14 protein-coding genes and 1 tRNA gene are annotated in these 18,650 nt (G+C 64.5%); 4 read left to right on the top strand and 11 right to left on the bottom strand.

Annotation, left to right across the window (positions count from 1 at the left end; all coding sequences use genetic code 11):
- Positions 1-176: 176 nt before the first annotated feature.
- From ACVOKO_RS14670 to rnr, 3 genes are all read right to left on the bottom strand, one after another.
- The gene (locus tag ACVOKO_RS14670; RefSeq protein ID WP_346499638.1) at positions 177-1,364 is read right to left on the bottom strand and encodes a DmpA family aminopeptidase; all 1,188 of its coding nucleotides are present in this window, start codon (positions 1,362-1,364) and stop codon (positions 177-179) included.
- An 8-nt stretch (positions 1,365-1,372) separates the two neighbouring features.
- On the bottom strand, positions 1,373-2,116 hold the full coding sequence (gene rlmB / locus ACVOKO_RS14665; protein WP_346499637.1) for a 23S rRNA (guanosine(2251)-2'-O)-methyltransferase RlmB: 744 nt from the start codon (positions 2,114-2,116) through the stop codon (positions 1,373-1,375).
- 156 nt (positions 2,117-2,272) lie between these two features.
- Positions 2,273-4,789: a ribonuclease R gene (gene rnr / locus ACVOKO_RS14660; RefSeq protein ID WP_346499636.1), complete on the bottom strand. Its 2,517-nt coding sequence runs from the start codon at positions 4,787-4,789 to the stop codon at positions 2,273-2,275.
- 116 nt (positions 4,790-4,905) lie between these two features.
- Here rnr and ACVOKO_RS14655 point away from each other — a divergent pair.
- Positions 4,906-4,992: transfer RNA gene (locus ACVOKO_RS14655), tRNA-Leu, on the top strand.
- A gap of 169 nt (positions 4,993-5,161) precedes the next feature.
- On the opposite strand, the gene ACVOKO_RS14650 is transcribed toward ACVOKO_RS14655, so the two are convergent.
- Genes ACVOKO_RS14650 through ACVOKO_RS14630 form a run of 5 tightly spaced genes read right to left on the bottom strand, consistent with a single transcriptional unit; the run spans position 5,162 to position 10,035 of the window.
- Positions 5,162-6,724, bottom strand: a complete 1,563-nt coding sequence (locus ACVOKO_RS14650) for a DHA2 family efflux MFS transporter permease subunit (RefSeq protein WP_346499635.1) — start codon at positions 6,722-6,724, stop codon at positions 5,162-5,164.
- A gap of 7 nt (positions 6,725-6,731) precedes the next feature.
- Positions 6,732-7,913 carry an HlyD family secretion protein gene (locus ACVOKO_RS14645; RefSeq protein WP_346499634.1) on the bottom strand — a complete coding sequence of 394 codons (1,182 nt, stop codon included), beginning with the start codon at positions 7,911-7,913 and terminating at the stop codon, positions 6,732-6,734.
- A gap of 12 nt (positions 7,914-7,925) precedes the next feature.
- On the bottom strand, positions 7,926-9,398 hold the full coding sequence (locus tag ACVOKO_RS14640; protein WP_346499633.1) for an efflux transporter outer membrane subunit: 1,473 nt from the start codon (positions 9,396-9,398) through the stop codon (positions 7,926-7,928).
- Positions 9,395-9,838 carry a MarR family winged helix-turn-helix transcriptional regulator gene (locus ACVOKO_RS14635; protein WP_346499632.1) on the bottom strand — a complete coding sequence of 148 codons (444 nt, stop codon included), beginning with the start codon at positions 9,836-9,838 and terminating at the stop codon, positions 9,395-9,397. Before ACVOKO_RS14635 ends, ACVOKO_RS14640 begins: the two co-directional genes overlap by 4 nt.
- Before the next feature lie 50 nt (positions 9,839-9,888).
- The gene (locus tag ACVOKO_RS14630) at positions 9,889-10,035 is read right to left on the bottom strand and encodes a hypothetical protein (protein ID WP_346499631.1); all 147 of its coding nucleotides are present in this window, start codon (positions 10,033-10,035) and stop codon (positions 9,889-9,891) included.
- 17 nt (positions 10,036-10,052) lie between these two features.
- Between ACVOKO_RS14630 and parC the strand changes: the two genes are divergently transcribed.
- Both parC and ACVOKO_RS14620 read left to right on the top strand, forming a co-directional pair.
- On the top strand, positions 10,053-12,296 hold the full coding sequence (parC, locus tag ACVOKO_RS14625; protein ID WP_346499630.1) for a DNA topoisomerase IV subunit A: 2,244 nt from the start codon (positions 10,053-10,055) through the stop codon (positions 12,294-12,296).
- 184 nt (positions 12,297-12,480) lie between these two features.
- Complete coding sequence (locus tag ACVOKO_RS14620) at positions 12,481-13,137, top strand: thiopurine S-methyltransferase (protein WP_346499629.1); 657 nt, start codon at positions 12,481-12,483, stop codon at positions 13,135-13,137.
- Between the two features lie 181 nt (positions 13,138-13,318).
- Here ACVOKO_RS14620 and bfr read toward each other — a convergent pair whose 3' ends face one another.
- Positions 13,319-13,807, bottom strand: a complete 489-nt coding sequence (gene bfr, locus ACVOKO_RS14615) for a bacterioferritin (RefSeq protein ID WP_346499628.1) — start codon at positions 13,805-13,807, stop codon at positions 13,319-13,321.
- A 149-nt stretch (positions 13,808-13,956) separates the two neighbouring features.
- On the opposite strand from bfr, the gene ACVOKO_RS14610 reads away from it, so the two are divergent.
- Positions 13,957-16,344 carry a penicillin acylase family protein gene (locus ACVOKO_RS14610; RefSeq protein ID WP_346499627.1) on the top strand — a complete coding sequence of 796 codons (2,388 nt, stop codon included), beginning with the start codon at positions 13,957-13,959 and terminating at the stop codon, positions 16,342-16,344.
- A gap of 339 nt (positions 16,345-16,683) precedes the next feature.
- Here the strand turns inward: ACVOKO_RS14610 and ACVOKO_RS14605 are convergent, their stop codons facing one another.
- Together ACVOKO_RS14605 and ACVOKO_RS14600 are read right to left on the bottom strand one after the other, a co-directional pair.
- Positions 16,684-17,112 (bottom strand): RidA family protein, encoded by a 429-nt coding sequence (locus ACVOKO_RS14605; protein ID WP_346499626.1) that lies wholly within the window; start codon positions 17,110-17,112, stop codon positions 16,684-16,686.
- Positions 17,113-17,170: 58 nt separating this feature from the next.
- On the bottom strand, positions 17,171-18,562 hold the full coding sequence (locus ACVOKO_RS14600) for a cation:proton antiporter (RefSeq protein WP_346499625.1): 1,392 nt from the start codon (positions 18,560-18,562) through the stop codon (positions 17,171-17,173).
- Between the last annotated feature and the right edge of the window lie 88 nt (positions 18,563-18,650).

The following is an 18,650-nucleotide window of genomic DNA, read 5'->3' as shown; positions in this document are numbered from 1 at the left end:
CTCCGGGAGAGGGGTTGGGGAGAGGGGTTGGGGAGAGGGCTGAGGGGAGAAGCAAAAGCTGAAACGCCAGGAAGCTTATAAGCTCCCCTCATCCGCCCTTCGGGCACCTTCTCCCGCAGGCGGGAGAAGGGATTTCGCCAAGCATCGCTTGGTTCTGCAGCACTCCGAGCACCCTGCTACCTCGGTGCTTCTACTCCATGCCGCCGCAAAACCTCCCGCACCTTATCCAGCGGAATCGCCTCCACTGTCTGCCCATTGCCACTCACCGTGGTCGCCATGAACAAGGCGTTGTAAACCGACTCTTCCACCGCATCCACACTGGCCTGGAACACCGCGCTCATCTGTTCGTTCGCCAGCTCGGTGGTCTGCAACTGTGCGGCATCAAAGCCACGCCGCACCGACTCCGCCGTCGAGAACGCCAGCACATAGTCGCCGCTGCCATTGGATGCCGAACTGCCGGTACGCCCCAGCCCCATCATCCCGCGCGATGCCAGCCGCCGCAGGTTGCGATCCGACAACGGCGCATCGGTTGCCACCACGATGATCACCGAGCCATCGCCGCGATCATCAGCCAACCCGCGCACATTGCCCTGCGCAGCCACTGCATTCTGGAACGCGTAACGGTCCAGCTCACGGCCGACCGGCGCGCCTTCGACCTGCAGCACGCCGCCGAAATTGGCCTGTACCAGCACGCCTACCGTCCAGCCCCCCAGGCTCTCGGGCAGCTTGCGCGATGAGGTACCAATACCGCCCTTCCAGCCGAATGCCACGGTGCCCGTACCGGCACCAACACTGCCTTCCTGCACCGGCCCGCTGTTCGCACTTTCCAATGCCTGGCGCACCGCAGCGGCGGTGATCGGGCGTGCACGGATGTCATTGAGGCCGCCGTCGTTGGTTTCGCCGACAACCACGTTCAAGGAACGCACCTGCTGCATGTCCGGCTGCGCCAGCATCCAGTCGGCCATCGCATCGGCGGCTTTCCACACGCACAGCGTGCAGGTCAACAGGATCGGGGTTTCCAGTTCGCCCAGTTCGTTTACCTGGGTGCTGCCGACAAATTTGCCGAAGCCATTGCCCACGTGCAGTGCCGCCGGCACCCGCGAGCGGTAGACATTGCCCGGGTGCGGCAGGATCGCGGTGACACCGGTGCGTACCGTATTGCCTTCGCTCAACGTGACCTGGCCGACGCGTACGCCGGCCACGTCGGTAATCGCGTTGTTGCTGCCGGGGCTGAAGATGCCGGGCGCAACGCCCAGGTCACGCGCACGTACGCGCGGTGCGTCCTGCGCGGCGGCGCTGAGGACGCAAAGCCCCGCCAGCGCCACAGTCAATCGGAGGAAAAGACGATGCGGCGTGCGGGGCATGGTGTTCCTTACAGGCGTTGGCGGACAGCCTCGAACAATGCCACACCCGTCGCCACGGATACATTGAGGCTCTCAATGTCGCCCGGCATCGGGATGCGCACCAGCTGGTCGCAGGTCTCGCGGGTCAGGCGGCGCATGCCGTCAGCTTCGCCGCCCATCACCAGCGCCACGTTGCCGCGCAGGTCGAGCTTGTGGATGGTGGTGTCCGATTCACCGGCCAGGCCGTACACCCAGACGCCCAGCTTCTGCATGTCCTTGATGCAACGGACCAGGTTGGTGACCGACACCACCGGAATGCTGTCGGCCGCACCGGCGCTGACCTTGCGCACGGTCGCGTTGACCGGGGCGCTCTTGTCCTTCGGGATCACAACGGCGGTAACGCCAGCGGCAGCCGCACTGCGCAGGCAGGCGCCGAGATTGTGCGGGTCCTGCACTTCGTCCAGCACCAGCACCAGCGCCTTGCCTTCGGCCGCTTCGATCAGGCCCTTCAGCTCGTTCTCGTCCCACAGTTTGGGCGCGGCATAGCGCGCAACCACACCCTGGTGGCGGACCTGGCCGGCCACGCCGCCCAACGCCTGGGCGTTGACCTTGCGTACGTCGATGCCCTTGCGCAGGGCTTCTTCCTCGATTTCAACCAGGCGCGGGTTCTTGGCACCGGCCTCGATCAGGACCTCGCGGACGTTTTCGGGGTCTTTCTCGATCGACGAAGCAACGGCATTGACGCCGACGATCCATTGGTTCTGCTTGCTCATGGGCGTCACATGGGGGAATTCTGGGGGGCAATGGTACTACCGAGGAGCGAGTGAAGAGGAGTGAGAGGGGCAGAAACACAGCAGAGCCGCACCGTCCCGGCCAAACAGGGCCGGTGCTCTGCCTCACTTCCCACTCCTCTTCCCTTACTCCTGACCTCAATATTTCTGCTTGGTACGCTTGGCCGGCTTGCCGCGTTCGGGCTGCGGGGTCGGTGCTTCGACCTTGCCGTCCTTGTCCTCGACCAGGCGGAAGTCGATCTTGCGCTCTTCCATGCTGGCCTTGAGCACCAGGATGCGGACCCGGTCGCCAAGCCGGAATTCGCTGCCACGGCGGTCGCCGCTGAGCGTCTTGCGGATGGGGTCGAACTGGTAATAGTCGTGCGGCAGCTGGGTCACGTGGACCAGGCCATTGACCTTGGACTCGTACAGTTCGACGAACAGGCCAAAGCTGGTGACGCCACTGATGACACCATCGAACTGGCTGCCCACGTGCTTTTCCATCCACGCCGCGCGGAAACGCTCGTCCACCTCACGCTCGGCCTCGTCGGCACGGCGCTCACGCTCGGAGCACTGCAGCGACAACGCCGCCATTTCGCGCGGAGTGTAGGTGTACTTGTCGAGCGGGCCGCCGGTCAGCGCGTACTTGATGGCACGGTGTACCAGCAGATCCGGGTAACGGCGGATCGGCGAAGTGAAGTGCGCGTACGCCTCCAACGCCAAGCCGAAGTGGCCGTTGTTGTCCGGCGAATACACCGCCAGCGACTGGCTGCGCAGCAGCACCGATTCCAGCAGTGCTGCGTCCGGGCGCTCGCGCACCTTCTTCAGCAGCTTGGTGTAATCACCCGGCTGCACCTTGCTCCACGGCGGCAGACTCAGCTTGAATTCCTTGAGGAATTCCAGCAGGTCGGCGAACTTGGACTCCGGTGGCCGCTCATGCACGCGGAACGGCGCCGGCACATGCTTGGACAGCAGGTAGCGCGCGGCCTCCACGTTGGCGGCGATCATGCATTCCTCGATCAGCTTGTGGGCGTCGTTGCGCACCATCATGCCGGCCTGGGTCACTTCGCCACGGTTGTCCAGCACGAAGCGCACTTCCGAGGATTCAAACTCGATCGCGCCACGGCGCTCGCGCGCCTTGGACAGGATGCGGTAGAGCTGGTGCAGGTTCTGGATCTGCGGCATCAGCGGGCCGATGAAGGCCTTGGTGTCCGCGTCGTCCTCACCCACCGCCGCCCACACCTGCGTATAGGTCAGGCGTGCGTGCGAGTTCATCACCGCTTCGTAGAACTTGGACTCGCTGACCTGGCCATCGCGCCCGATCTGCATGTCGCAGACGAAGCACATGCGGTCTTCCTTCGGCCGCAGCGAGCAGATGCCGTTGGACAGCGTCTCCGGCAGCATCGGCACGACGAAACCGGGGAAATACACCGAGGTTGCGCGGCGCTGTGCTTCATCGTCCAGCGGCGTACCGGGACGCACGTAATTGGAGACGTCGGCGATGGCTACGACCAGGCGGAAACCATCACGGTTCGGCTCGCAGTAAACCGCGTCATCGAAATCCTTGGCGTCCTCACCGTCGATGGTGACCAGCGGCATGCTGCGCAGGTCCACGCGATTGCCGATCATCGACGCTTCCACCGTCAACGGCACGGCAGTGGCTTCGTCCAGCACTTCCGGCGGGAATTCGTAAGGCAGCTCGTGGCCGTGGATGGCGGTTTCCACCACAAGCGACGGGGTCAGCTTGTCGCCGAGCACGGCGATGATCTTGCCGATCGGCGGACGACGTGAATCCGGTGCATGGGTCAACTCGCAGACCACCAGCTGCCCGTCCTTGGCGCCGCCAGTAGCGTCGCCCGGGATCTGGATGTTGCGCTGGATGCGCTTGTCGTCCGGCACCACATAACTGATGCCGGCCTCCACGCTGAAATGCCCGATCAGGCGGTTGACGCCACGTTCCAGCACGCGGGCGATGGCGCCTTCGCGGCGGCCACGGCGGTCGATGCCGGTAACGTTGGCCAATGCACGGTCACCATGCATCACCTTGCGCATTTCATACGGCGACAGGAACAGATCGTCGCCGCCCTCGTCCGGGCGCAGGAAGCCGAAGCCTTCCGGGTTGGCGATCACCACGCCGGGGATCAGGCTCAACTGGCTGACCGGAGCGAAGCCACCACGGCGGTTCTGCACCAGTTGGCCGTCACGCACCATCGCGCCGAGGCGCTTGCTCAGTGCATCGGCACGATCTGGCTCGGTCAGGCCCAGCTGGGCGGCGATTTCGTCGGCGTTCTGCGGGCCTTCGCAGCGGTCAAGCAACTGCAGGATGGCCTCGCGACTGGCAATCGGCTGCGCGTAGCGCTCGGCTTCGCGCGACGCATAAGGATCATCGAAGGCAGCAACCGGCGGACCCGGCTTGCGACGACCGCGCACGAAACTCTGCGGCGCGGCGTCGTCAGTGAATTTGCGTTTGCCTGGCTTGGCTGGGCCGGAGCGCGCCGGGCCGGCCTTGGCAGGCTTGGCAACGCCTGGCTTTGCGGGTGCGGAAAGACTTTCCGGCATCCATGGCGGCAGCTTGGCCGACTTTGCTTTGGGGGCTTTGCCCGGCGCCTTGCCCGGCTTGCTGCCGGTGGCGGACTTTTGGGCCTTGTCGGCCCCAGTGGTCTTTTTGTTTTTCATCAGCCTCCATGGTACATGGACCCACGTGTACAGGGGTGCGCACAGGATCACCGCAGATGAATGAGAAAAACCGTTGACAAAGATCGCCATCCTCTTCAAACTGCGCGGCCTGAAGTGCCCAGGTGGCGGAATTGGTAGACGCACTAGCTTCAGGTGCTAGCGGGGGCAACTCCGTGGAGGTTCGAGTCCTCTCCCGGGCACCACGACTCAAACGAAACAACCCGCGAAAGCGGGTTTTTTTGTGCCCGCGATCTGCCTTTGAATTGTAGGAGCGGCGTAAGCCGCGAAGCCACTGATCCATACGATCAAAGGCCAGCCCGCGATTTTATTGTTATGGGCTTCGCGGCTTACGCCGCTCCTACAAACCAGGGGCTAGTGCCCGCCTCCCGCCGCTGCACCACCACCCGCACCGAACGGCGGCTTGGCCAGCCACACCAGGCCTATGATCAGCAGGAACACCCAGCCCAGCAGCAGGAAGATGTCGTTGAAGCCCATCTGCGAGGCCTGGTGATTGATCATCTCGTTGAGCATCGCCGCGCCATGCTGCAGGTCGCCCTGCCCCATCGCAGTTACCTGGTCGTGCATGCCCGGGTCGTACAGCGATACGTGCTCGGTCAGGTCCGCATGATGCTGCTGGGTACGACGTGCCCACAGCCAGGTGGTAAGCGATGCGGCGAAGCTGCCGCCCAAGGTCCGCAGGAAGGTAGCCAGACCTGAGCCTGCGGCAATCTCGCGCCCCTCAAGGTCGGACAGCAGAATCTGCAGCACCGGCATGAAGAACAAGGCCAAGCCCACGCCCATCAGCAACTGCACGCCAGCCACGTGTTCAAAGTTGACCTGCAGGTTGAAGCCCGAACGCAGGAAGCTGGTCATCGACAACACGAAGAACGCAATCGTCGCCAGATACCGCATATCGACCTTGTGACCGAACTTGCCCAGCACCGGCGCCACCATGATCGGCAGGATGCCCAGTGGCGCAGTCGCCAGACCGGCCCAGATCGCGGTATAGCCCATGTCGCGCTGCAACCACTGCGGGATCATCAACGCCACCGAGAAGAACGCGGCGTAGCCGACGATCATCGCCAGCGTGCCGGCGCGGAAGTTGCGATGCCGCAGCAGCTTCAGATCGACGATGGGATCCTTGTCGGTAAGCTCCCAGATCACGAACACCGCCAACATCACCACCGCGATGCAGGTCAGCACCACGATCTTGGTCGAGTTGAACCAGTCTTCCTCGTTGCCCAGGTCCAGCATCAGCTGCAGGCAGCCCACACCGATCACCAGCGTCACCAAGCCAACGTAATCCATCTTCGGCCGCTCGGTCTGCTCGACACGATGGCGAAGCTGGCCACCCACAATCGCCGCGGCAATCACGCCCAGCGGTACGTTGATCAGGAAGATCCATTCCCAGCTGTAGTTGTCGGTGATCCAGCCACCGAGAATCGGGCCGGCAATCGGCGCCACCACGGTGATCATCGCCAACAAGGCCAGTGCCTGCCCGCGCTTCTCTCGTGGATAGATCGACACCAGCAGCGACTGGGTGATCGGGTACATCGGCCCGGCCACGAAACCCTGCAGCGCGCGCGATACCACCAGCATGCCCATGCTCTGGGCGATGCCGCACAGCAGCGAGGCAATCGAGAAGGCGATCGTCGCCCAGATGAAAAGTTTCACTTCACCGAAGCGGCGGCTCAGCCAGCCGGTCAGCGGCAAGGCAATCGCGGTACTGACGGCAAACGAGGTGATCACCCAGGTCGCCTGCTGCGAACTGGCGCCGAGGTTGCCGGCAATCGTCGGCAACGAGACGTTGGCGATGGTGGTATCCAGCACCTGCATGAACGAGGCCAGCGCCAGGCCAGCCGTGCACAGGGCTACATTGGCCGGCCCTGCACTGACCGCAGGTGCGGCCGGTGCTGTGGGAGCTTGAGCGGACATGATGACCTCAGCTGGCGCGCGCGGACGGCGGCAGGTTGTCCTGGATGATGCTGTGGATCAGCGCATCGGCATCGTGCAGCTGCTTGGCATAGACCTGCGTGCCGTACACCGTGCCCTTGACGGCATCGGCCGGCAGCACCGTGCCCTTCTGGTCGTGCAGGTTGACCTCGGCCTTCATCGACAGGCCCAGGCGCAGCGGATGCTCGGCCAACTGCTTGGCATCGATGGTGATGCGTACCGGCACGCGCTGCACGATCTTGATCCAGTTGCCGCTGGCGTTCTGCGCTGGCAGCAGCGAGAACGCCGAGCCGGTGCCCAGGCCGAGATTGGTGATGCGGCCCTTGTAGGTCACGTCACTGCCGTACAGGTCCGAGCGCAGTTCCACTTCCTGGCCCAGGCGCATGTGGCGCAGCTGGGTTTCCTTGAAGTTGGCATCCACCCACATCTGTTCGGCAGGCACCACCGCCATCAAGGCGGCGCCGGGCTGCACGCGCTGGCCAACCTGCACCGAGCGGCGCGCGACATAACCGGTCACCGGCGCAACGATGCCGGCGCGGGCGTTGTTGAGATAGGCCTGGCGCAGCTGCGCTGCCGCGGCCTGCACGTCCGGCTGGGTGGCGATGACGGTGTCATCGATCAGCGCGCGGCTGCGCTCAACGCTTTCGCGCGAACCAGCCACAGCGGCTTCGGCAGCGGCCAGTTCGTCGCGGGCATGCGCCAGTTCTTCGTTGGAGATGGCACCAGTAGCGGCGAGGTCGCGGCGGCGAGCGAAATCTTCGCGGGCCCGCTTGACGGTGATCTGGCGTGCGCTCAACTCCGCCTGCGCGCCTTCTGCGCTGCGGTACAGGCCGCGCACCTGGCGCACGGTACTGGCGAGGTTGGCGCGTGCCTGCTGCATGGCCACTTCGGTGTCGGCCGGGTCCAGCTGCACCAGCAACTGGCCCTGCTCTACCTTCATGCCGTCATCGGCCGCAATGGACACAACCGTGCCGGTGATCTGCGGGGTGATCTGCACCTGGTTGCCGCCGACATAGGCGTCATCGGTGTCCTCGGCCCAGCGGCCCATGAAGTAATACCAGGCTGCAAATGCCAGCAGCAGGATCACGATGACGAACAACAGGCCGCGCAGCAGCTTGCCGCGGCGGCTGGGAGCGGCGGCTGCCGCTTCAGGGGAGGAGGTCTGGCTCATGGGGGAGGTGTCTCAGGAATTCGAATGGGCGGTAACGGCGGCAGGTTCGGCAGTGGCGTCGGGCTGGAAGCCCCCGCCCAGTGCCACACTCAGGCGCACCGAGGACAGCAGCCGCTGCGACTGCAGGTTGCTCAGCTGCTGCTGGCTGCGCAGCAACTGGTCCTGCGTGCTCAGCACGTCCAGGTAGTTGCCGATGCCGGCGCGGTAGCGTTGCTGGGCCAGATCATTGGCGGCCTGCGCGGTGGCCTGTGCCTGTTGCTGGGCCTGCACCTGCTCGCCCAGCGAGCGCAGCGCGGCGACCTGGTCGGCCACATCACGCAGTGACTCGATCACGGTGTGGTTGTAACTGGCCACGGCCAGGTCGTAGTCGGCATCGCTGCTGGCCAGGCCGGCACGCAGGCGGCCGCCGTCGAAGATCGGCAGGCTCAGCGCTGGCGCCAGCAGACCGAAGGTGGAACCGCTCTGCAGCAGGCTGTCCAGGTTCTTCGACACCACACCGCCCAATGCGGTCAGGTTGAGGCTGGGATAGAACCGGGTCTTGGCGACCTTGATCTGCTTGTCGGCCGCTTCCACCCGCCAGCGTGCGGCGACGATGTCCGGGCGCCGGCCCAGCAGTTCACTGGGCAGCAGGCTCGGCAGTTGCAGGGCAAGCGGGTTCAATTCACCTGGAACGGCGATGTCCAGGCCGCGGTCCGGGCCCTGCCCCAGCAGCGCAGCCAAGGCATTGCGGGTCGAATCGATCTGCTGCTGCGCGGCCAGCTGCTGCTGGCGGGCAAGCGGCAGACGGGCCTGCGCCTGGGTCACCTGCAGGTTGCTGTCGATGCCGGCGCGGCGACGCTGCTGGGTCAGTTCCAATGTCTTTTCGGCGCGCGTCAGTTCGTCGTTGGCCACCTGCTGCAGCTGCCCGGCATGGGCCAGCTGCACATAGGCCTGGACGATGGCGGCCGACAGATCCAGGCGCGCGGCCTGCGCATCCACTGCTGCGGCATGGCCGCTGTCCACGGCTGCTTCCCAGTTGGCGCGCTTGCCGCCCCACAGATCCACGCCATAACTGAAGTTGGCCACGGCCTGCACGCTGCCCATGTAATCGCCGCCCAGATCACCGGCCATCGATTCAGGCAGGGTCAGGCCGGTATAGCCCGGCGCCAGCGACAGGCTGGGCTTGCGCTCGGCGTTGGCGCCGGCAGCTTGTGCCTGCGCCTGACGCAGTCGGGCGTCGGCCGCGTCCAGCGATGGACTGCTGCGCAGGCCTTCGGCGACCAGCGCATCCAGCTGTGGGTCACCGAGCGCCCGCCACCAGTCGGCGGCCGGGAAACCGGCAGCGCTGAGCGGCGCGCTGGCGAGCGCACGGCCGCCGTGCAGGCTGTCGGCGTCAAGCAGATGGCCCTGCGGTTGCAGGCCACGGCTGCTGGCGCAAGCGGCGAGCGCCAGCACCAGGGCACCCGGCAACAACAGCCGCGTGCATTTCATAGGAGAAGTGTTCATGGGGGAGAAAGGGCGTCCCGTACCCGGGTCAATAGTGAAAACAATTGCTCACGCTCGGCTTCATCAAGGTCGCCCAGGGCCAGATCCATGATCCGGTCGCCACGCACCTTGAGCCGTTCCCACAAGGCCTTGCCGTCATCGGTAACCACCAACTGCAACGCCCGCCGGTCCTGTGCGTGCGGCTCACGGCGCACGGCGCCAAGCGACTCCAGCCGGTCCAGCAACCGGGTCACCGCGCTGGGCACCTGGTTGATGGCCTGGCCCAGCTCGGCGGCGGTGCATGGCGCCAGTTGCGACAGCACCTTGAGCCCGACGTAATGGGTGAAACCGATGCCAAGGTCTTCTTCGGCCATGGTGGCGTCGAGCTGGCGTACCAGCCCATCGCCCACCTGGCGCAGCAGCAGGCCGAAGCTGGTCGGCCGGGGAAAGGGTTCAGTCATGGGGCGGCATTTTATTTCCACCTGGAAATATTCTCAATGGAATATTTCCATCAAGAAGTGAATTCACCGTTACACATATGTCCATAATCGATGACACCGACATCACCCGGATCACCGCCGCGCTTGGCATCGCCGCCGCCATCCGGATAATTGATGGGTCTGGAAGCCGGCAGCCACGCCGCGGCTTCAACGTTCACAGGTAGCACCACCCGCAATGACCGATCCTGCACGCCAAGCTTTCCACGGCTTTGAACAGCAGCCGCTGCGCGAATACGCCGAACGCGCCTATCTTGATTACTCCATGTACGTGGTGCTGGACCGCGCCCTGCCGTTCATCGGTGACGGGCTCAAGCCCGTGCAGCGCCGCATCATCTATTCGATGAGCGAACTGGGCCTGGGTGCTGCATCCAAGCCCAAGAAGTCCGCGCGTACCGTCGGTGACGTGATCGGTAAGTACCACCCGCACGGTGACAGCGCCTGCTACGAAGCGCTGGTGCTGATGGCGCAACCGTTCTCGTTCCGCTACCCGCTGATCGAGGGCCAGGGCAACTTCGGCTCCAGCGACGACCCCAAGTCGTTCGCGGCCATGCGTTACACCGAATCCAAGATGACCCCGATTGCCGAGATGCTGTTGGGCGAGCTGGGCCATGGCACCACCGATTGGACGCCCAACTTCGACGGCACCTTGGAGGAACCGACCTGGTTGCCGGCGCGCCTGCCGCACCTGCTGCTCAATGGCACCACCGGCATTGCCGTGGGCATGGCAACCGACGTGCCGCCGCACAATCTCAATGAGATCGTCAGCGCACTGGTGCGCCTGATCGACGAGCCGGACACGAGCATCGCCGAGCTGTGCGAGCACGTGAAGGGCCCGGACTACCCGACCACGGCCGAGATCATCACCTCGCCGTCGGACCTGCGGAATATCTACGAAACCGGCAACGGCAGCGTGCGTGCACGCGCCACCTTCAAGAAGGAAGGCGCCAACATCGTCATCGATGCGCTGCCGCACCAGGTTTCTCCATCCAAGGTGATCGAGCAGATTGCCGCGCAGATGCGCGCCAAGAAGCTGCCGTGGCTGGAAGACATCCGCGACGAATCCGATCACGCCAACCCGGTGCGCGTGGTGTTGATGCCGCGCTCCAACCGCGTCGATGCCGAACAGCTGATGGGCCACCTGTTCGCCATCACCGACCTTGAGCGCAGCTACCGCGTCAACCTCAATGTCATCGGCCTGGACGGCCGCCCGCAGGTCAAGAACCTGAAGATGCTGCTCAGCGAGTGGCTGCGTTTCCGTCAGGACACGGTGACCCGCCGCCTCAACCACCGCCTGCAGAAGGTGGAGCGTCGCCTGCACCTGTTGGAAGGCTTGCTGGTTGCCTTCCTCAACCTGGATGAAGTGATCCGCATCATCCGCACCGAGGACGATGCCAAGGCCGCGCTGATCGCGCGCTTCGCGCTGAGCGAAGACCAGGCCGAGTACATTCTGGAAACCAAGCTCAAGCAGCTTGCGCGCCTGGAAGAAATGAAGATCCGTGGCGAGCAGGATGAGCTGGCCAAGGAACGCGACAAGATCCTGTCCATCCTGCAGAGCAACGCCAAGCTGAAGAAGCTGGTCAAGGACGAACTGCTGGCCGATGCCAAGAAGTTCGGCGACGAGCGCCGCTCGCCGCTGGTCCAGCGTGGTGCCGCCCAGGCCATCGACGAAACCGAGCTGGTACCCAGCGAACCGATGACGGTCGTACTGTCGGAGAAGGGCTGGGTACGTGCAGCCAAGGGCCACGATGTCGACGGCTCGACCCTGAACTACCGCGACGGTGACAGCCTGCTGGCAGTGGCGCGTACGCGCAGCACCCAGCAGGTGGCCTTCCTCGATACCGAAGGCCGCGCCTATTCCACGCCGGTGCACACCCTGCCCTCGGCGCGCGGCAATGGTGAGCCGCTGACCGGTCGCTTCTCGCCGGCCTCGGGCAGCAGTTTCGTCACCGTGGCCAGCGGCGACAACAACACCCGCTTCGTGTTGGCCTCCACGCACGGCTACGGCTTCGTCACCCGCTTCGAAAACCTCACCGGTCGCAACAAAGCCGGCAAGGCGATGCTCAACCTGTCCACCGGTTCGGCAGTGCTGACGCCTTCACTGGTCGCCAACCCGGAAACCGACCGCATCGTCGCGGTCACCAGCGCCGGCAACATGCTGGCCATTCCGGCCAGCGAGCTGCCCGAGCTGGACAAGGGCAAGGGCAACAAGATCATCGAGATCCCCAAGGCCAAGCTCTCCACCGAGCGCGTGGTGGCGGTGGTTGCGGTAGGCCCGGGCAACACCCTGCAGGTGCGCAGTGGCCAGCGCACCATGAACCTCTCGTTCAAGGACCTGGAAACGTATCTGGGGACAAGGGCGACGCGCGGGCATTTGTTGCCGCGTGGTTGGCAGAAGGTTGAAGGGCTGGACGTCCAGTAACAAAAGAAGGCCGGGCATTGCCCGGCCTTCTTTTTTTCGTTGTTGTAGGAGCTGCGTAAGCCGCGAAGCTGGAAATCCAACCAGCATCAGCCACCACGAATCACCATTGATCCATTGTTCTCGGCTTCGCGGCTCACGCCGCTCCTACAAACAGCCCACCAGGCAATCGCACTCGGAGAACCCCATGCAACCCGACTTCTGGCTGCAACGTTGGCAGAACGGTCAAATCGGTTTTCATCGCAGCGAAGTGATGCCGCTGCTGCAGAAGCACTGGCCCACGCTGGAAATTGCGCACGGCAGCCGCGTACTGGTGCCGCTATGCGGCAAGACCCTGGATATGCATTGGCTGGCCGCGCAGGGCCACCGCGTGCTGGGCATCGAGCTGTCACCGATGGCCATCGAGCAGTTTTTCGCCGAAGCCGGCATCACCCCGCAGCGCCACAGCAGCCACTATGGCGAGCACTACAGCGCCGGGCCAATCGAGATCATCTGCGGCGATGCCTTCGCGTTGGATGCTGGCCTGCTGGCGGACATCGCCGGCGTCTATGACCGCGCCGCGCTGATCGCCTTGCCGCCACACCTGCGTCAGCACTACCGCGACACGCTCTACGCGCAGTTGCCGGTGGGCTGCCAGGGCGTACTGATCACCCTGGAATACCCGCAGGATGAAAAACAAGGCCCACCCTTCTCGGTGGAAGAGGCCGAAGTACAACGCCTGTTCGCCACCCCGTGGCATGCCAGTCTGCTGGAGCGCCGCGACATCCGCGACCAGCAGCCGGATTTCAATCCCGAAGGGATAAGCACGCTATCCACAGCCGTATACAAGCTGCAGCGCCTGTAGTGCCGACCCATGGTCGGCAAGGGCATTACCGGCTGACCTGGTAGTGCCGACCCATGGTCGGCAAGGGCATTACCGATTGACCTGACAGACGCCGAACCAGGGTCAGCAACGGCATTACCGACAGACCTGACAGATTCCGACCATGGGTCGGCACCACAAGGCGGCTTTCGCCGCCTTCAGGTCAATGCGCCGCGGTGCCCTTGGCGTCCATCTTGCTGGTCTGGTACAGCTCCAGGCCAATGCGCTTGATCAGGCCCAGCTGCTTCTCCAGCCACCAGGCATGGTCTTCTTCGGTGTCACGCAGCTGCGCGATCAGGATGTCGCGGCTGACGTAATCACCCTGCGCTTCGCACAGCTTCACACCGGCGGCCAGATTCGCGCGCACCTGGTATTCCACCTGCAGGTCCTTTTCCAGCATCTCCATCACGGTCACGCCCGACTCGAAGGCGTGCGGACGCATGTCCGGATTGCCGCCCAGGAACAGGATGCGACGCAGCAGCGCATCGGCGTGCTCGGTCTCTTCTTCCATCTCGTGACCGATGCGCTCGTACAGCGCCAGCAGGCCCTGATCCTCGTAACGACGGGAATGGATGAAGTACTGGTCGCGCGCGGCCAATTCGCCGCGCAGCAGTTCCTTCAGGCATTCAATGACTTCGGGTTTGCCCTGCATGGGGGTGCTCCTGATGATTCGATGGTGCATAGGGTGCCCCATCTGAAAAGCCAATGATCTAATCGGAATCACTTTCAGTTGCGATTCCCTCTCTTTCGGCTTCACAAGCTGTCTACAATCGCGACAGAACCGCTACCGGGGGTAGGCCTGTGCTGCGTTGGCTGCTGCGTTCGCTTTGGGTTGTATTGGGATTGGTGCTGGTGCTGCTGCTGGTGATCTGGGGACTGCTGCGCGGCAGCTTGCCACAGCTGGACGGGGAACTGGCCCTGCCGGGCCTGTCAGCGCCGGTCAGCATCGAGCGCGATGCGCTGGGGGTACTCACCGTCCAGGCCGCCAACGAGACCGATATGGCGCGTGCCTTGGGCTATGTGCATGCGCAGGAGCGCTTCTTCGAAATGGACCTGATGCGGCGCTCGGCGGCCGGCGAGTTGTCCGAGCTGTTCGGCGCCAAGGCCTTGCCGCCGGACAGGCGCATGCGTGTGCATCGCCTGCGCGCCCATACCCAGCAGAACCTCGGCGCCGCCTTGGGCGGCAAGCGCGATGTCGTTGAGGCTTACCGTGAAGGCGTCAATGCCGGGCTTGCTGCCTTGCCGGTGCGGCCATGGCCCTATCTGCTGCTGCGCCAGCAACCGCGCCCCTGGGAACTGGAGGATTCGGTGCTGACCGGGCTGGCGATGTATGCCGACCTGCAGGACCCGACCAATACCCGCGAACTGGCAATGGCGCGCATCCGTAGCGTCGTGCCGCCGGCGCTGTACGCGCTGCTCTCCCACGACGGCAGCAGTTGGGATGCGCCCTTGTTCGGCGCGCCCCGTGGCGATGCCTTGCTGCCGGACGCGGCAACGTTGGACCTGCGTAATGGCGGCACCGCGCGCGCCCTCACTCCACCGCCTGCTTCGCAAGCGGTCCCCCTCTCTCCCGCTGGGCGGGAGAGAGACGTAGGCGGGCCCCCTGCGGCGGCCGACTCCTTTCCGGGAAGCAACAACTTCGCGGTCGCAGGCGCACTAACCTCAGACGGCCGCGCCATCATCGCCGACGACATGCACCTGGGCCTGCGCGCGCCGAACATATGGTTCCGCGCACGCTTGCGTTATGCCGACCCGACCGCGCCGGAGGGCAAGGTCGATGTCGCCGGCTTCACCCTGCCCGGCCTGCCGTCGGTCATCGTCGGCAGCAATACGCGGGTGGCCTGGGCCTTCACCAACAGCTATATCGACACCGCCGACTACACGACCCTGCCCGCCGATGCGCCGCTGCGGACCTTCAACGAGGCCATTGCTGTTGCCGGTGCCAGCCCGGAAATGCTGTTGGTACGCGAAAGCGCCTGGGGCCCGGTTCTGCATGAAGAGCCGGACGGCCGCCTGTTGGCATTGCGCTGGGTCGGCCAGCAGGCCGGTGCCGTGCGTCTGGATTTCGCCGACATGGCCAAGGCAGCCGATCTGGACACGGCCTTCGCAGTAGCCGATCGCTCCGGTGTCCCAGCGCAGAACCTGCTGGTCGGCGACCGCAGCGGACGCATCGCCTGGCGCCTGATCGGCGCGCGGCCGGCACGGGATCCCTCCTGCCATGCCGATGCAGCCGCGCAACCCAGCTGCCCGCCCTGGCCCATCCGCACCGACCAGGCACCGGCACTGATTGATCCGCCGGATCATCGCCTGTGGACAGCCAACGGCCGCGTGCTGGACGGCGCCGCGCTGGCCGAGGCCGGCGACGGCGGCTATGACTTCGGCGCGCGTGCAAAGCAGATCCGCGACGGTCTGTTTGCCCACGAAAGCTTCAAGGAAGGTGACCTGCTGGCCGTCCAGCTCGACGACCGCGCATTGCTGATGGAGCGTTGGTGGAAACTGCTGCGGCAGACCGTCGAGCACAGCGAAGACCCCGCGCTCAGGCGCCTGGAAGCGGCCAGCCGCCAATGGCAGGGCCGCGCCTCCACCGATTCGGTCAGCTACCGGATGGCGCGTGGTTTTCGCGGCATCCTGATGGACAACATGGAAGGTGCCCTGCTGGCACCTGCAAAGGCGCAGCTGGGCGAGCGTTACATCGCGCCCAATCTGGCCCAGTTCGAGGGCGTGCTGTGGCCCATGCTCAGCGAACGCCCGGCAAACCTGCTACCGCCGCCGTATGAAAGTTGGGATGCCTTGCTGGCTGACAGTGCGCGGCAGCTGGAAAAAGATCTGGCCGCGCAGGGACCCGATCTGACGCAACGCAGTTGGGGCGAACGCAATACCGCGGCGATCTGCCATCCAATCTCGGCGGCATTGCCAGCCTTGTTCAAGCGCTGGCTCTGCATGACAGCAGAACCTCTCGCCGGTGACAGCGACATGCCGCGCGTGGTCGGGCCCAAATTCGGCGCGTCCGAACGCATGGTGGTCTCGCCCGGCCACGAGGCCGATGGCATCGTGCATATGCCCGGCGGCCAGAGCGGGCATCCACTGTCGCCATTCTGGGGCGCGGGCCACGAAGACTGGGTGGAAGGCCGGCCAACCCCGTTCCTGCCAGGCAAGGCGACACACAGCATGAAATTGAGTCCGCGCTGAGAAACCAGCGCACGTCTGCATGCAGACACAGGCAGCCCCAGCTGACATCTGACATCTGACTGTGGGAGCGGCGTAAGCCGCGAAGCTGGATTTACTGAAACACTGGATGCATGTGCAACCTGATGGTGTTCCGGCTTCGCGGCTTGCGCCGCTCCCACAACTGGCGGGGCTGCATGTCATCGGTAGCCCGGGTAAGCGCAGCGCACCCGGGAAACAGGCAATACATCCGCGCACGAAGAGCGAATCGCTGCTGCCATCGATGCGGAACTTTTGAGCTTGGTCAAGCGCAAAAAGCCCCGGGTGCGCTTCGCTTACCCGGGCTACGCCTGCGCATCACGCTTACTTCAGCCGCACCGTCCACTCCACCTCGAGCTTGGCTTCGGCGTCGAACAGGCGGCTGATCTGCACCCAACTGGCGGCCGGATACTTGCCATCGGCAAAGAACGTCTTGCGCTCTGGAATGGCCTTGATCAAGCCATCCATGTCGGTGGTGAACACCGTTTCCTTCACCACCTGGCTGCTGTCCGCATCAAACTGCTGCAGGATTCTCGTCAGCTTGCCGTAGCAGTCACGCACTGCTGCCTGCATGTCCGCGCCCCGGCATGGCACACCCGAAACATGCAGCGTGTCGCCATCGCGCACCACGCCGGTGTAGCCGATATCCGTCTCCCAGCTGCCCAGTTGATGGCGTTCCAGCGGCAGCTCGGCCGCTGTGGCAACAATTGGACTACTCAACAACCCCAGCATCAACAACGGCAATGCGCGCATCGGAAATCCTTTTGAATTGGGAGGAAAAACAGCAACGGAAATAGTTCTACAAAAACACTCAACCGGCCTTTTCCTTGCCGCGCGCACTCCAGCTCAGCAAGGGGCCAGTCATCGCGGTCGTGACCAAGGCCATGATCACCAGTACCGCGAACAGGCGGTCGCCCAGCAAGCCAAGTTCATAACCAAGATTGAGCACGATCAGCTCCATCAAGCCGCGGGTGTTCATCAGCACGCCCAAGCGCAGCGAATCATGGGCCGGCATGCCCGCACTACGCGCGGCGGCAAACGTACCGAGCAACTTGCCGATACTGGCTACTGCTATCACCAGCGCACACAGCCAGAGATCGCTGACCTGCAAGGCATCGGCACGCAGGCGCAAACCGGTCATGGCGAAGAACAGCGGCAACAGCAGGGTCACCGCCAATGGCTCGACCTTGGCGATGATCAGCTCGCGCAGCTGCACATTGGCGCTGGCGGCAACACCGGCGGCAAACGCACCGAACAGCGCGTGGATGCCCAAGGACTCGGTCAACAAGGCACTGGCCAGGGTGAGCAACAGCATGCCCAGCAACCACGCGCCTTCGCGCCCGGCGGCAATCTGTTGCCGCGCAAACCATGGGCGCACTACGCCCAACATCAGCCCGATGAAAACCGTCACACAGGCCAGACTGAAACCTGCTGCGCCCCAGCCGGCCGCCTGTGTGGCCGCCACAATCAACGCGAGCATGCACCAGGCCGTCGCGTCACCCAGCGCTGCACAGGCGATCGCCGTCTGCCCCAGCGGACTATGGGTCATGCCGCGATCAGCAAGAATGCGCAGCAGCACAGGGAAAGCGGTGATGCTCAGTGAGATGCCGATGAACAGCGCAAACGAGGTGAAGCTCACACCTGCAGGGCCGTGCGCCGGATACAGCCAGATCGCCAGCAACACACCACACAGGAACGGCACCGCAATGCCGGCGTGACTGACTGCAATGGCAAAGCGTCGCCGCCCTTGCAGCCGCCCCAGGTCCAGTTCTGCGCCGGCGACCAACAGGAACATCAGCACGCCGAGCTGACTGATCAGCCCCAGAGGGCCCAGTGAGCTGGCCGGGAAAAGTGCGGTCTGCAGCTGCGGGAAGACACTGCCAAACAGCAGCGGCCCCATCATCAGGCCGGCAGCCATCTCACCGATCACTGCCGGCTGGCCGAACCAGCGCAACAGCCGTCCGGTACCCTTGGCTACCAGCAGCAATACCAGCAGCTGCAGCAGGAACAGACCCAGGGGTGAGCTCGAATGCAGTGCCGCCGAGCCGGCCTTGACGGCCTGCTGCACCGGCGCCGGCACCTCCATCCCGACGTAACGGGCCAACAGCAGCGCCGCCAACAGCGGCAGCGCGGCCCACCCCAGATAGAGCCGGCCCCAATGCACCCGCGAGCCGGGGCGATGCGTTCCTGCGTCCATGATCATCCCTTGCGTATGCCGGCGATGATACGGCCCACGGTTGCGCTGTGGCAGCTTAAAACGCACGGCCCGTATCACTACGGGCCGTGCGCCA

It is taken from the genome of Stenotrophomonas sp. STEN240, assembly GCF_056756175.1.
This window is presented reverse-complemented; position numbering and strand designations above follow the sequence as displayed.

Excerpts from the sequence above, each read along its gene's own strand:
- ACVOKO_RS14650 (WP_346499635.1), bottom strand. The coding sequence starts at position 6,724 with ATGTCCGCTCAAGCTCCCACAGCACCGGCCGCACCTGCGGTCAGTGCA.
- ACVOKO_RS14605 (WP_346499626.1), bottom strand. The coding sequence starts at position 17,112 with ATGCGCGCATTGCCGTTGTTGATGCTGGGGTTGTTGAGTAGTCCAATT.
- bfr (WP_346499628.1), bottom strand. The coding sequence starts at position 13,807 with ATGCAGGGCAAACCCGAAGTCATTGAATGCCTGAAGGAACTGCTGCGC.
- ACVOKO_RS14620 (WP_346499629.1), top strand. The coding sequence starts at position 12,481 with ATGCAACCCGACTTCTGGCTGCAACGTTGGCAGAACGGTCAAATCGGT.
- ACVOKO_RS14645 (WP_346499634.1), bottom strand. The coding sequence starts at position 7,913 with ATGAGCCAGACCTCCTCCCCTGAAGCGGCAGCCGCCGCTCCCAGCCGC.
- ACVOKO_RS14635 (WP_346499632.1), bottom strand. The coding sequence starts at position 9,838 with ATGACTGAACCCTTTCCCCGGCCGACCAGCTTCGGCCTGCTGCTGCGC.
- ACVOKO_RS14640 (WP_346499633.1), bottom strand. The coding sequence starts at position 9,398 with ATGAACACTTCTCCTATGAAATGCACGCGGCTGTTGTTGCCGGGTGCC.
- rnr (WP_346499636.1), bottom strand. The coding sequence starts at position 4,789 with ATGAAAAACAAAAAGACCACTGGGGCCGACAAGGCCCAAAAGTCCGCC.
- ACVOKO_RS14600 (WP_346499625.1), bottom strand. The coding sequence starts at position 18,562 with ATGATCATGGACGCAGGAACGCATCGCCCCGGCTCGCGGGTGCATTGG.
- ACVOKO_RS14670 (WP_346499638.1), bottom strand. The coding sequence starts at position 1,364 with ATGCCCCGCACGCCGCATCGTCTTTTCCTCCGATTGACTGTGGCGCTG.
- rlmB (WP_346499637.1), bottom strand. The coding sequence starts at position 2,116 with ATGAGCAAGCAGAACCAATGGATCGTCGGCGTCAATGCCGTTGCTTCG.
- parC (WP_346499630.1), top strand. The coding sequence starts at position 10,053 with ATGACCGATCCTGCACGCCAAGCTTTCCACGGCTTTGAACAGCAGCCG.